Origin of the sequence: Sphingobium sp. CECT 9361 (genome assembly GCF_918741285.1) — a bacterium.
In the GTDB taxonomy this organism is placed as follows: Bacteria; Pseudomonadota; Alphaproteobacteria; order Sphingomonadales; family Sphingomonadaceae; genus Sphingobium.
The window spans coordinates 1-13,484 of record NZ_CAKKNC010000048.1; the positions used below are offsets into that span (position 1 = coordinate 1).

The following is a 13,484-nucleotide window of genomic DNA, read 5'->3' on the forward strand; positions in this document are numbered from 1 at the left end:
GCACCGCGAAGAACAGCTCGAAATGCCGATGCGTGTTCCACGCCAACGAGCTTACGCGATCGCCAGGTGCCACGCCTAGCCGGACAAGCGCATGGGCCGCTTGGGCCGCGCGCGTCCAGGCCCCTGCATAATCATAGCGCCATATCGGCTCATCCACATTCTTCGACACGATCTCACGGTCGCCGTGCGCCACCGACGCAAAACGCAGGACGTCGACAATGTTCAGGGGAGCATTCTGCATCAGTCCCGGCAGCACGTCTTTCTCCTCGATCATTTAGACGGGCTGGAACTCGTGACCCCATTCGCTGATGCGATCGTGGATCACCGGCTCCCAGCTCTCCTCGTCATCGATCCTGAGGCCGCCATGGCCTATTTCCATCATGAATTTGGAAGGCGTGTGCGCGTAGAAGGACACGATCCGGTCGTTGGAATGCTGACCCAGTGTCAGTCCGATAGCGATCCCGGCGGCCTGCACGCGTTCATACGCCCTCTCGACATCCTCCATATTATTCATTTCCAACTCGAAATGATGGAGTTTGCTCTCTCCTCCCAGCCCCTCGGCGAAGGCGATCGAATGATGGCGCGGGCTGGTGTGCAGGAACGAGGCATGCATCGTGCTGCCATCGGGCAGCGGCTGGTAGATATAGTCAGAAAGCTGCGCGAACAGCGCCTCGCGCATGAACTTCTCGTCGCCCTTGTGATCGGTTGAGTTGAAGGCGGCATGACCGAGCCCCTGATCACCAGTCAAGAAACCGTGCGGGACCTTGTTCGAAACAAAAGGGAATTCCGCATCTTCCAGGCCCAGCGCGATCTCGTGCCGAGCTCCGACGGGTCCGACAAATTGGAAATACCGCTCCACGCCCCGCAACCGGGCGGACGCGTCGTCGCCATCCCGCATCGCAATACCAAGGCTGTCGAGATGCGAGCGCAGATGATCGAAGTTCTCCTGGCTCCCCGCGTCCCAGCCGACCCAGGCGATGTCGTCCGCAGGTCCGTTCACAAAGTGAAAGCGCCGGGCCTTCTCGTCGATCCGGTAGAACAGCCCATCGCCCGACCGCTCGACGCCAACACCGATCAACCCCGCATAACGCTCCCACGCATCCAGATCCGATACCTCAAAGCCAAAATAGGCAGTCCTGATTATCATCTGCATTTCCTTTCACGAGCATCGCCGTTATTGTGGCATGTCAGTCCGACGCGCCGATGGTGTTGTTGCCGCCTGCCACATCAAAAACTATACCTTATGGTCGCGCCATAGGTCCGCGGCGCCGAATAGCGCGGCTGTTTCACGTCGGTTAAAATGGCGGGGTCAGTCAATGCGGCCGCAAGGCTGTATGAAGCGAACCAGAGATCGTTACCGTACACAATGATGTTCTCGTTCGTAAGGTTCTGGCCCCAGATCGAAAATTCGAAGCCTGACGAAAGCTTGTAATTCAGCGATGCGTTGACCAGTGACTTCGTTCTTGAACTGAATTGAGGCGCATCGTTGAATTCCAGACCATAGCGATCCTTGTGCGTCAGATCGACATGGGCGCTGAAGCTATCTCCATTGCCCAAGGGATATTCGAAATCCGCCGCCACCATATAGGTGTTCGGAATGGTGCCCTGCGGTGCCGTCCCAGGCGTGATTTCAGCTTCCGGCGGTATCCCCGAAGACGTACCGTCCTGATGGCTGTAGTTGGCCGAGAGCGTCAGGTAATCGGTGATGGAGGCAACCGCTTCCACTTCAACGCCGCGAACCCGGGCCTTGCCGGCGTTGGTTGAGACGCTGCTCGTGGGGGACGAGATAAAGAATTGCAGATCGGTATATTCGACGTTGAACACCGCGATGTTGAGCTGGAAGCGATTGTCAAACCAGCGACTCTTCAGGCCCAGTTCATGGCTGGTCGCGCTTTCGGGGCCCACGGGCTTCACGACCAGGGTCGGATCGCTCTGCGCTCCGTCAAATACGCCGCTGCGGAAGCCGGTGGAGCGTGTGCCGTAGACCATGATCTTGTCGGTTGGCTTGTACTGGAACCCAATACGATAGGTCAGCTTGCTCCAGTTTGCGCTATTCGCCGCGGTCTGCCCGATGAAGGGTAGGCCTGTCATCGGATCGATGTCCGTTGATGTCGGTGGGTTCCAGAAGAAATCCGGACCGCCGCCGATATCGACATTGAACTTCTTCTTGTCATGGGTGTAGCGAAGGCCGCCCAGGAGGGTAAAGCCCTCAAACGGTTCGTAATTGCCGTCAACAAAGGCCGAATAGCTGGTCGTGCGATTGCGCTCGTTGACGTGGAAGTCGTTGGGTCCGAACAGGCCGGGAAAATTGGCCACGCAGGCGGGCGTAACGACGCCGTTGTCGAAGTCCTCGAGGGTCTGGAGCGGGCAAAAGGTAATGGATTGCACCACTCCGCCAAAGGTCTCCTGGTTCCAGGCAGTGGTGACGTTGGTATTCCGGGTTTCGTCGGAGTAGAAGAAATACAGGCCGCCGACCCAGTTGAAAGGGCCATCATAATCCGACGTGTAACGCAATTCCTGAGAGAAGGATTCCGCCGAACGTGGTTCGCCCAGGTCAAAGGTCGGCACTGGCACTCCCACCAGCGACACTTTTCCTTCCTTGCTGGAGAAGTCACGATAGGTCGTAACCGACAGGAGCGCCGCATCGGGGAGTTTATACTCTGCCCGCAAATTGCCCGTCCACTGGCGGCTCTTGAAGCTGCTGTCGCTAGCCTGCTGCACCACACGCGGGTCGTTGTCGGGCACAAAACCGAAGTCGATCAGGCTCTGGTTGGTGGGCGGCGTGCTGGTGAAAATCGAATCGCGAGCGGGGCCCGTTTCATCCGCGCGGCTGTAACCGACGGTCGCGATGATATCGAGGTCGGGGCTGGCTTCCCAGAGCAGCTTGCCGCGGAACGAAGCGCGATTGGTGTTGTCGATACGATTTCCTGTCGTGATGTTACGCGAGGTGCCGTCGCGATCACGCGATGAAACAGCGAACGAACCGAACAGATTACCGGCAAGAGGCCCCGAGACATAGCCCCGCGCCTCGATCGCGTCATAGTTTCCGATGGTGGCTTCGAACTTGCCCTCCGTCTTTTTCGACGGCCTCCGGGTGACGACGTTGATGCTGCCGCCCGTGGTGTTGCGCCCGAACAGCGTGCCCTGTGGTCCGCGCAGAACCTCGATGCGCTCGATGTCGAACAGATCGATTTCAAAATCGCCCGCGCCGCCGAAATACTGATCGTCGATGAAAAGACCGACGGCCTGCTCCGCCCCCGCAGAGACCAGCGATGACGATCCGCCGCGCAATGACGGATTGAGGCGCGATTTAGATAAGGAGTTGATGCTGAAGCCGGGCACGCTGGTGCTCAAGGACTGAATATCGCTGATCCGGCGAGTCTCTACCATATCCGAACTGAACGCATTGACGGCGATCGGCACGTTCTAAAGGTTCTGCTCACGCCGCTGAGCAGTGACGACAATTTCTCCGAGGCCAGTTTCCGCTTCGTGGGACGACTCCTGGTTAGCTATGGACCCATCCTGGGCGAAGGTCGGGCCGGCATCAGCGAACAGCGCAAGAGCCAGAATTCGCGCGCAACTTGTTCCCGATATTGAGCGGCGATGTTTCATGATTTCCCTCTCCTTGTTATAAGCCGACTCTTTAATTGAACCGGGCTTTCTGTTTGATTTGATTGCCCTTGCCGTAAGGATGCAGTTGCCCACCTATTGGGGGCCAGCGGGATCTCGAAGTGACTCCATGCGACCGGTAGGGCAGTTTGTGGCCTGGCCACCGAACATAGCGCTACCCCATGAGCGGACCGCATGCCCTGATGGCCGCCGTCTTTCACCATCAGTATTTGAACGCCACGCTGGCGCCATAGGTCGCTGGCTTGTTGGCATAGCGCACGACGGTGTCGAAATCCGCGACCACATTGTTCCAGTAGTATTTGTTGAGAACGTTTTTTCCCCAGAAGGAAAAGCGCCAGCGTCCATCGGGCGATTCAACGCCCGCACGCAAGTCGACCAACGCATAGTCGTTGATGCGGAAAAGAGGCGCCGCACCGACGGCTGACGCCGTAAGGGTTGACGGGTTGAGGTTGCCGCCGATCACCGAGACAGTACTCGAACGATAGGTTAGGCTCGCCCCGAGGAAACCATTGACAGCATCGCTGATCGGGAACTCATAGTCGACGTTCGTCCCGATCTGATACTTTGGCGTGTACGGGACGGCGACACCGGCGAAATTTGCCGGGACACCACCGGCATTTATGCCCGCGAATCTGTCAATCTTGGCGTCAAGATAAGTGAATGTGCTGCTCACCGTCAGCGATGAAATTGGCCTGGCTACGATCTCGAGTTCGAATCCCTTGATCGTCGACTTCGGGATGTTCTGCAGCACATCGAGAATACCGAACGGCCCCGCGTCCTCTTTCGAGCGCAACTGCTTGTTCCTGTAGTCATAGTAGAAGGCGGCGCCGTTGAACTGCAGCGCCCGATCCAGCAGAGAGGCCTTGAAGCCGGCCTCATAGGCCAGCACGGACTCCTGCTTGACCGGAAGATATTGGGTGAACTCGAACGCGGAAACGGTTGGAAAGCTACCAGCCTTGTAGCCCTTGGCAACGTTGCCATAGAGCAGCACGCCAGGTCGTGGCTTCCAGTCGACGCCCACCCGCCAGGACACATTATCTTCGTGGAGCGTATCGACGTAATTGCCCGGCGATCCAGGCGCCACATTGCCGACCGCGTGAGACAATAGGTTAACCGCGAAACAATCGCCGGTCTGATAGGGTCCAAACGCGCCGCCCAGCAGAACATCGTAGAAGAACGGGCCAGTGCCCTTGGCGTCACCACTCAAGTCTCGGTTACAGCTGTCAACGGATGTTTTGGCGTTGGTATATCTAGCGCCGGCCTTCAGCGTCAGGGTGTGCGAGATATCATACTCGACGTTTGCGAATGAGGCATAGTTGGTCATTCTCTGAAGGGCCGAATAGGTTGCGCTCCGGATCGGATATCCGAGCACAGCGCCAAGCGTCGCATTGGATGATGTTGCGGAGATATCGAGATCGACGATCTGATCAATCTTGCTGTGTTCATAATTAACGCCGACCACCCATCTTAAAGCTTGGTGGCTCCCATTGGATAGCCGAAGTTCCTGGGAGAAACTCTTGATCGTGCCACGGTCGCGGACCAGATCCACATCGCGCGTTGGCAAGCCATCGCCATCGGTTCCCTGCCGCTGCTTGTAATCGACATAGGCAGTGAGCGAGGTGAGTGTGATCGCATCAGTCACATCGATGTCCCCACGGAGAGATGACTGCCACATACGGTTGTCCGCGAACGGAAATCCGGGCGTCCAGTCAGCAGCGCGCGCTGTCAGTGGCGAGAAGGTAGCGGCCGCGACGCCCGGATCGAGAATTGGATTTTGTGGCGTCAAGCCGATATATTGCGCCGCAGCTGTCTGACTTTTGTCCTTCCAACCGTTGATGTTCAGCAAGAAGCGAGCGCCGTCCGACGGCTCAAAGGCGACCTGCAACCGGCCCATATAGTTTTCGACCTTGCCGTTGCGGTCATTCGGGCGCGAGTTGCTGATCTGCCAGCCATCGGCGCGCTCCACTCGACCACTCAGCCGGGCCTTGAGGGTGTCCGATAGCGGGCCACTGACATAGCCTTCGCCAATCACCTCGTTGAACCTGCCGTAGCTGAGATCTGCGCCGGCATGGAATATGTCGGTGGGCTTGGCCGCAACATAATTGATCGCACCGCCCGTTGCATTCTGACCGAACAGCGTGCCCTGCGGGCCTTTTAGCACCTCGACCCGTTCCAGATCATAAGCCGAATGCGAAGCCAGCACGGGGAAAGGCAGTGGCACCTCGTCGGAATATACACTGACGGTGGGATAGGAGCCAATCGACGTTTCGTAAAAGCCGACGCCGCGTAGCGTATAGACAGGTGTATTGCTTGATGTGTTTGTAAAGCTCAGGCTTGGAATTGTTTGTGCCAAATCCGCCAGCGAGTTGATCTGCTGGTTCTTGAGCGCGTCGCCGGAAACGACGGCGACGGTGAGGCCCACATCGTTGAGCTTCTGCTCCCGCTTGTTAGCGGTGACGACGATATCGGCAATATTCGCATCGGCGCCGTCCTGCGGCGTCTGGGCGAAAGCCGGCGCGTAGCCAAGGCCGAACGAAGATAACACGAGCGCAATCGAACACAGCGAAACTTGTTGCGACCTGCCTATAACTTTCCTCATCCGAACATCCCCTCGCTTGTTTATTCGCCCAGCCCTTGATGCACTAGGCAGTGCTTGTATTGCGCCCCCTCCTATGCAAAGGATGTGCCAAGTTGCGCCGCGCGCCGTAACGGCCGGACACTCAAAATCAACCCATTGAGATTAAACAACAAATTTTGAGAGAAATGGGTGCGATGCTGAACGCGATCATCGATTGTTTCGTGTGTCTCGGTTCTCTCGAGCTGCTTTCACGGAAAGCCATGTTTTTTGGGGCCAGCGTCAATCGACAAACAGGAAATGATCCATCATATTTGACGCGCTCATCAGCTACATTGACACATTCGGCCCTACGATCTACCACGATAACTATGTAACAATGCTCGGTGTCGCGGCGCTCCGCCCGCGAGAAGGCGACAAGCTGGATCGCGGCGACCGCATCGAAAATAACTAAGCAGGTGCCAGGAGAGGGCTATTGGCGACCGTCCAGAATAAGGATACTTTTCAGGATCGCGGCCACATAATGCTGGCCGGCGAAACCGGCGCGAGCCGGATCAACGGCCACCGGATTACCGACCTCCTTCAACGCCTGATGTTCGATCCGGCGCGTGGACGGATTTGGTTCGACGACCGGCGCATGATCCTCCTGCAGGCGAAATTCCTCGGCGTACTCAGGTCCGAACTGATCGATACGGTGGGGCTTGAACTGACCAAGGGCCTGCTGGCCCGGATCGGCTATCTCTCGGGAGAAGATGACGGGCAAATGGCCCGCAAGCTAAGCGACAGCAATACCGGCGTTATCGAAGCCATTGCGACGGGAATGCAGTTCCATTCGATCGAAGGGATCGTGACCGTCGAACTAGTCAAGCTGGAGATCAGCGAGGAAGATGAACATTTCTACGGCGAGTTCCTGTGGCGCGACTGCGCCGAGGAAGAGATGCACACGACAACCTACGGCAAGTCGCAGGAGCCCACATGCTGGATGCAGGCAGGATATGCGTCGGGCTATTTGAGCGCCTTTACCGGGAAGTCGATCTTGGCGCGCGAGGTCGAATGCCGCTCAATGGGTTTCCCTGTCTGCCGCGTGGTCTGCAAGCGCGCGGACGATTGGGAAGTGCTGGCAGGTGAGGACCATCACTGCGGGACCGGCCACGACAATCTGCGCCATTCCGGGTCCGTCCGCGCTGGAGATTCGCCGCCGTCGGGCGCTTCAGCGGATGAGGGCGAAGGCGAGGTGGGGGGGGCGCCGGAGAGCCCGGTAGGCGACTCCCCCGCGTTCAGAATGGTGATGCGCAGGATTGCGAGAGCGGCTCCGACGCGAGCCACGGTGTTCCTGCAAGGCGAAAGCGGCGTCGGCAAAAGCATGTTCGCCCGCGAGCTTCACCGGATGGGTCATCCCAAGTCGCCGTTCGTTGAGCTCAATTGCGCCGCGATTCCAGACCAACTCCTCGAATCCGAACTGTTCGGGGCCGAGAAGGGCGCCTTTACCGGCGCCACTGAATCGCGCAAGGGACGCTTCGAGGCTGCAGATGGGGGCACAATCTTCCTCGATGAAGTCGGACTCCTCTCTCCGGGCTCGCAGGGAAAGCTGCTTCGCGTCCTCCAAACCGGCGAACTGGAACGGCTGGGAAGCAACAAGACGGTAAGGGTGGACGTCCGCGTGATCGCGGCGACCAACGAGGATCTCACCGAGGCCGTGAGGACGCGGGGATTTCGCGAAGATCTCTACTACCGATTGAACGTCATCCCAATCATGGTACCGCCCTTGCGCGACCGTAAGGACGACATCCCCATCCTGGTCAGGCGGTTCCTTCAGAAATTTGCGGAGAAGCACGGACGGAGCATCCCGGGGATATCCACGCGGGCGCTTCATGCATTGATCAGCTATCCTTGGCCCGGCAACATTAGGGAACTTGAGAACGTGCTTGAGCGTGGCGTCGTCCTCGCCGATGCGCATTGTCCGATCGATATCGAGCATCTCTTCACGCTCGACAGCGCCTTCAGCGAGTCCAGCCTGCTTGGGTTGAATCAGTTCGGCCGGATTGTGCTGAATGCCGGCGGTGCCATGCCAGAAGGCGACGCTACGGGCGCCCTAGCCGACAACGGCTCGATCGCTTCGATTGCCGAAAATGCAGTGGTCAATCAAGGCCTGGGCCTGTTCGAGATCGAAGACGCCGTGGTCCGTGCGACTCTCAAGGCCACCGACGGCAATGTGTCGCACGCCGCACGCTTGCTCAAGATTTCGCGTGGGCAGCTCGATCATCGGATTAAGCGGCTGGACGGCAAGCAATGATCGCAATGGAGGTTTTGTGACGGAGAGGTCTACCGCTACGATGAGGCGTTCGACCCGGACGCGGCTGATGACGCGCCAGAAACTTATCGACGCGACACGACGCATCATGATGAACCGGAATCCCGAAGCAGCCACTATCGCCGATATCACCGAGGAAGCTGATGTAGGCTTCGGCAGTTTCTATAATCACTTCAGCTCGAAGCAGGACATACTCGACGCCATCTACGACAGCTGCAGCGCGGATTTCGTTGCTGTCGCGCGCGACATGATCTCCGATGAATCGGACGTCACCCGGAATATTTCATATCTCCTGCGGCTCGTGCTGTGTCGATCGCGGGCGGATCACCTGTGGGCGCGATGCATGGCAAAAGAGCTGGTGGCGAGTGACACTTACAGCTCCGACTTTTCCAGGCTCTTCAGGACGCAGTTCTCGGTTGGCAAGCAGTTGGGCCAGATCCATTTCCTCAATGTGGAGCGGGCCTTGAGAATGGTGTTTGCCTGCCTGCATGGCGCGATCCAGGACATTCTCGCTCATAGCCGGGATCAGTCCTTCGAGGACGAGTGCATTGAGTTGTCCCTGCGCATAATCGGCATCTCGGTGATGCAGGCGGAAGTTCTGGCCAGCACGCCGCTGCCTAATCAGTTTGCTTTGGTTGCAAATGAACAATCTTGCCAAAACTCGAGCGGCATGACCGACGATCAAGGGGGTATCCGTCTCTAGCAGCCGCCACCGCGATCAGCCTCCGCGTGCGCGCAGGATTTCGCTAAAAGGTGTCAAGTTAACGGTGTGTCGAACGCCGCGTTGTATTACGGTTTCCCACCTCTTTAGTGGCTCAAGACACCGCCGCGAATGAAGCCGAAATGCCGCTTCGACTTGCGCCGAAGCGGTGCGGCCGACCCCCAATCCGCCGGAGAGCGGGTCGGCCGCAGCTTCCTCACATCTGGAAAAACTTGTCTATCAGCGAGGCGCACTCCCCCGTGCTCGGATTTTTGAACCAGTTAATGGCATTACGCTCCGGATCGCCCGAGTAGAGGCGCTCGTACAAGCCCTGCCGGGAACCGAATTCGGTGCCCGTCATGTCCCAGGCCATTTTCAGCAATTTCAGGCGCTCCTTGGAATCGAAGCCTTCCGCTATGAGGTAGCGATCCATCATCGATCCCACCTCCGGCCGGTCATAGTCGGCCTCGGTCGGGGCCAGGACGCCCGATCCCGCAGCCAATCGCAGGACGTCTACCGCCTTGGTATTGATATAGGGAAACAGGAAATTGAGCGCCGCGAAGCCCGAAACGGTCTGAAAAACCGGACTGGACAGGCCGTCACCCGCAGCTATTTTCTCGCCCTTAGCAAATGCCTCGATGCGCTTTTGGGCATCGACGATGCTCGCAGTTCGGATACCTTCGGCGATGTTGACCCAACCGACAAGCTCGCCGATGGCAGCCTGGAATTTGGGCGTCTTGTCGCGCTTGTTCATGCGTGCGACGGCCGTTGCCATCCCGGTCAGGAAACGCGTCTTCATAGTCGAACGCGTACAAGCCTGGATCACCATATAGCCAGCGCCGAACTGCATGATCCCGTTATAGGCTTCCAAATCACCGTTGACGATCAGGCGATCGTTCGGGACGAAAACCTTGTCGAAGACGAGGATGGCGTCCCCCTCGTCGAAGCGGCTGGTCAAGGGACGGTCGAAGGAATTCTGGCCGTTATCATAGGTTTGGCGCGCCAGGATCGAGAGGCCCGGTGCGTTCATGGGCAACTGGAAGGCAAGAACGAAGTCTTCCTCTCCCGCTTTGCGCGGAAAATAGGGGCCAATATAGCATTCGTTTGCGACAGGGGCGAGCGTCGAAAGCAGGCGGCAGCCGCTTACCACCACACCATCGGCCCGACGCTCCACGACCCGAACGGCTTCGCTGGGCGCGTCATCCCTCGATCGGTCTGTCTGGGGATCGATGAGTGCGTGGGTGACCTGAAGGTCATTCTCCCGGCAATTGTCGATGATCTTCTGGGCCTTGTCGGCCGCCTCATCCTTGCCTAGTACGCGCAACGCACAAACTTGGTCCATAAGGTAGGCCGACATGAAATCGGTCAATCGCCCCATCAGGCCGAAGGTGGTCTGGGCACGCACATGGTAGCAGGCCGCCAGCTGCTCGAACTCCTCCTTGGTCCTCGCCTCCAGATAGGTCTTGCTCACCACGTCTCCCGTGGAAGGCGACCTGAAAGTCAGCATCTCCTTGAATGACGGATCATTCTGCTGATCGTAGATGCCTGCGATAGTGCTGATCACACCTTTCAAAGGGCCATATTCGGTCACATCCGTGATTAACTTCCCGTCGATAAACAGCTGTCGATCATCACGCAGCGAAGCCCTGTAGTCATCCCCAGTTTTAATACCCATGATTAAGTCCTCTTTCTATTTGAAAAGCTTGTTTGAAAATCCTCAAGGCCGGCCGCGAGTCATCCGTCGGTAAGTGACTTCCGGTCGTCCGAAAGTCATTAGAACCCACCACGTATGTTTCATGCGATATTGCGCGGATCAGGAAAACTAACCCCGCGTGCTTGTTACGATTTCTCGTAATCCTTCAATTGAATGAAATTTGCCGCAGACTGGATAAAGATACCGGCAGAGTCGTCGTCTACGGCATTCGGATCATCCTGCAGGAGGCGAAAACGCTCTTCCCTCCTGTCGACTTCCTCTTTCGTGTCGGGTACCGACATTTCGGGACAATCGGTCAATATCCGTTGGTTCTGCTCGGCATATGGCCGTGCTTCTTCCTCATAGCGCGCGAAAGCGATTTGGTAGTCCCCGCCCGCCGCCTTGAGTTCCCCGGCCAACACGTAGGCGCCGACAACCGCGAGACTCGTTCCCTGCCCGGTCAGCAATGTAGGCGCGTATCCGGCATCGCCGATCAGGGCGACGCGCCCATTTGACCAGCGCGGCATGTGTATCTGCGTGACCTCGTCGAAGTACAGGTCGGTGCTGATGCGGAGCCCATCGAGCAGAGTCTGCACGCCCCAGCTTGTATCGCCATCAAACGCTTTGGCGAGGATTTCCTTCTGCTCTTCCAGGTCGCCTCTGTCGAAATCCAGCGGTGGCGATGAAAATACCAATAGGCCGCGCGTGAGCTTGCCCGGGCCATAGTCGATGTTGCTGATCATCTTTCCGGGCATCTGACGCATCAGCCATTGACGGTCGAGCTTCAGCGTATTGGGGATCGTGAAAATTCCGGCATAGAGCCCCAGCGGTCGCTTGAACTGATTTGCAGGACCAAATGTAAGCTCGCGAACCTTGGAATGTAGCCCATCCGCACCGATCACCAGATCGAAGCGGCGGGGGGCGCCATGCGCGAACGTCACATCAACGCCGTCGTCGTCCTGGGTGATCGAGGTGATCGAATCTCCAAAGATATATTCCACGCCTTCACAGGCGCTTTCCTGAAGCATGTCGGTCAGGTCGTCCCGCAGCACCTCGACGTCGCCAGCGACACCTTCGCCCGCTCCGAAGTTTCCGTCGGTCTGCCAGATGACCTCACCTTCGGCATTGTACCGTCGGATCTCGCGCATGTTGACCGCCGCCTTGCGACAGGCTTCCAATATGCCCATGCGATCGGCCACCTCGACCGCCGCACCGCGAAGATCTATTGCAAAGCCGCCCTTGCGTGGGCCAGGCGAGCGTTCGACGACAGTTGGCTCGAAGCCGTAACGACGCAGCCAGTAGCCGACACTTTGCCCTGCTGAGCCAGCACCGGAAATAAGAACCGAACGATTTAGAAGCTGGGTTTCCGTCTTACTCGACATTATCATCTCCAGATGCCGTATCCAACTACGGCGATTTTCTCATTGCTGCGTTCAAGGAGTGGACCACGGCTGCGCAGGCGTTCATCGCTGATGCGATTAGTTGCCGGGCGCAGCACTTGACTCAGGTGACAATCCTCAGGCGCTCCTCCGTGATACAGCAACTTCCGTGCCATCTGAGATGGCGACGCATCGAAAAGGACGATGTGATTGTTTATATTAAGTTAAATCGGAAAATCTGCTGCGTTGAAGCATTTGCCATCCTCAGGAATCGTCGTCGTCACGAACTCTTTGAGTAAGGCACCTGGAGACGGATAAGGACAATTCGGAACACAATTATCACAGCTGATAACAATATCAAACATGATGCGGAGTTTGTCGGCGTGCCACCGAGGCTGAGGCGCCTCGACCGTGATCGGAGTCGCCGAAGCGGGCAAGGAGGTCAGGTTGTGTCCGTTCCGACTCGTCGCCGGCCCCGTTTGGCGGGGCAGTGCTTCGGCGGTGCTAAGGGCTGCGCGCTCGAGGAAATGGGAAAGACGACGTATCTCGCCCGCGAAGGAGAGCGGCTCCTCCAGTGCCGCATATCGTCGCCTGCAGACATCGGTTGCCAGCGTGTGATGTTATAGGTGCGCTCGGCGAGGTTACGCGGCGGACAGGGAATGAATTCTGCTGGTTACAATGCGACGCCCGTCAGCACGTTGACCTTTTATATCCGCATAGCCTCAATTGGGCACTTCTTAGGTTTATGCGTCTGCACAGAGCGATATCCGAACTCGCGGCCTAGAGCGCTGCGATAGGCGGTCTCGGGGGGGTGATCCGTCGGCGACTGGTCAGCCGAGCAACTCGCCACCATATTCAGGTATATGCTCGCAACGACGTCGTTGTGGGCGCTGCCAGCCAGCTCGCCCGCCGATCCCTAATCGCCCTTTTGGGCGCCGAACCGTTCATAGCCCGTCTTATACTTTGCTCTGGCCATTCCCATGACATCTAACGCTCACGCGTTGCCAAAAGTCGTCCGAGTTTCCGAGGGTCTGCGGTCTCCAAGAACCGTGCCTGGTAAGGAGTCACCGATTAACGAAGTTATCCACCAGTGCGTTGAACTCGTCGGGACGTTCCCATTGTGCCCAGTGGCCGCATTTGGAGAAGATGTGCATGTCGGCATTGGGGATGAGCTTGCGCAGGATGAACCCGGCGTC

Annotated in this window: 9 protein-coding genes and 1 pseudogene; 3 read left to right on the forward strand and 7 right to left on the reverse strand. The window is 57.8% G+C overall.

All coding sequences use genetic code 11. The features are described 5' to 3' along the window. From LQ220_RS24235 to LQ220_RS24255, 5 genes are all read right to left on the reverse strand, one after another. A partial coding sequence (locus LQ220_RS24235; RefSeq protein ID WP_354958615.1) for an AMP-binding protein occupies positions 1-274 on the reverse strand: 274 nt, incomplete at its 3' end. Beyond that, the gene (locus LQ220_RS24240; RefSeq protein WP_230190550.1) at positions 275-1,078 is read right to left on the reverse strand and encodes a VOC family protein; all 804 of its coding nucleotides are present in this window, start codon (positions 1,076-1,078) and stop codon (positions 275-277) included. Positions 1,079-1,227: 149 nt separating this feature from the next. Next, positions 1,228-3,423 (reverse strand): TonB-dependent receptor, encoded by a 2,196-nt coding sequence (locus tag LQ220_RS24245; protein ID WP_230190551.1) that lies wholly within the window; start codon positions 3,421-3,423, stop codon positions 1,228-1,230. 3 nt (positions 3,424-3,426) lie between these two features. Continuing rightward, on the reverse strand, positions 3,427-3,612 hold the full coding sequence (locus LQ220_RS24250; protein WP_230190552.1) for a hypothetical protein: 186 nt from the start codon (positions 3,610-3,612) through the stop codon (positions 3,427-3,429). Positions 3,613-3,832: 220 nt separating this feature from the next. After that, a complete protein-coding gene (locus tag LQ220_RS24255) occupies positions 3,833-6,229 on the reverse strand; it encodes a TonB-dependent receptor (RefSeq protein WP_230190553.1) in 2,397 nt (798 codons plus the stop codon). Positions 6,230-6,680: 451 nt separating this feature from the next. On the opposite strand from LQ220_RS24255, the gene LQ220_RS24260 reads away from it, so the two are divergent. Both LQ220_RS24260 and LQ220_RS24265 read left to right on the forward strand, forming a co-directional pair. Beyond that, positions 6,681-8,498 (forward strand): sigma-54-dependent Fis family transcriptional regulator, encoded by a 1,818-nt coding sequence (locus tag LQ220_RS24260; protein ID WP_176592424.1) that lies wholly within the window; start codon positions 6,681-6,683, stop codon positions 8,496-8,498. 67 nt (positions 8,499-8,565) lie between these two features. Continuing rightward, positions 8,566-9,219, forward strand: coding sequence for a TetR/AcrR family transcriptional regulator (locus tag LQ220_RS24265; protein WP_176592423.1), 654 nt, complete (start codon positions 8,566-8,568; stop codon positions 9,217-9,219). 214 nt (positions 9,220-9,433) lie between these two features. On the opposite strand, the gene LQ220_RS24270 is transcribed toward LQ220_RS24265, so the two are convergent. Together LQ220_RS24270 and LQ220_RS24275 are read right to left on the reverse strand one after the other, a co-directional pair. Beyond that, the gene (locus tag LQ220_RS24270) at positions 9,434-10,891 is read right to left on the reverse strand and encodes a 4-hydroxyphenylacetate 3-hydroxylase N-terminal domain-containing protein (protein ID WP_176597257.1); all 1,458 of its coding nucleotides are present in this window, start codon (positions 10,889-10,891) and stop codon (positions 9,434-9,436) included. Positions 10,892-11,055: 164 nt separating this feature from the next. Next, entirely contained in the window at positions 11,056-12,291 is a 1,236-nt protein-coding gene (locus LQ220_RS24275) for an FAD-dependent monooxygenase (protein WP_176597259.1), read from the reverse strand. Between the two features lie 369 nt (positions 12,292-12,660). Here LQ220_RS24275 and LQ220_RS24280 point away from each other — a divergent pair. Beyond that, positions 12,661-12,800 (forward strand): annotated as a pseudogene (locus tag LQ220_RS24280) (alcohol dehydrogenase); the annotation flags it as partial. Positions 12,801-13,484 lie beyond the last annotated feature (684 nt).

What these genes read in the sequence shown, in the direction of transcription:
- LQ220_RS24250 (WP_230190552.1), bottom strand. Translation starts at nt 3,612, where the DNA reads ATGAAACATCGCCGCTCAATATCGGGAACAAGTTGCGCGCGAATTCTG.
- LQ220_RS24255 (WP_230190553.1), bottom strand. Translation starts at nt 6,229, where the DNA reads ATGAGGAAAGTTATAGGCAGGTCGCAACAAGTTTCGCTGTGTTCGATT.
- LQ220_RS24265 (WP_176592423.1), top strand. Translation starts at nt 8,566, where the DNA reads ATGACGCGCCAGAAACTTATCGACGCGACACGACGCATCATGATGAAC.
- LQ220_RS24270 (WP_176597257.1), bottom strand. Translation starts at nt 10,891, where the DNA reads ATGGGTATTAAAACTGGGGATGACTACAGGGCTTCGCTGCGTGATGAT.
- LQ220_RS24275 (WP_176597259.1), bottom strand. Translation starts at nt 12,291, where the DNA reads ATGTCGAGTAAGACGGAAACCCAGCTTCTAAATCGTTCGGTTCTTATT.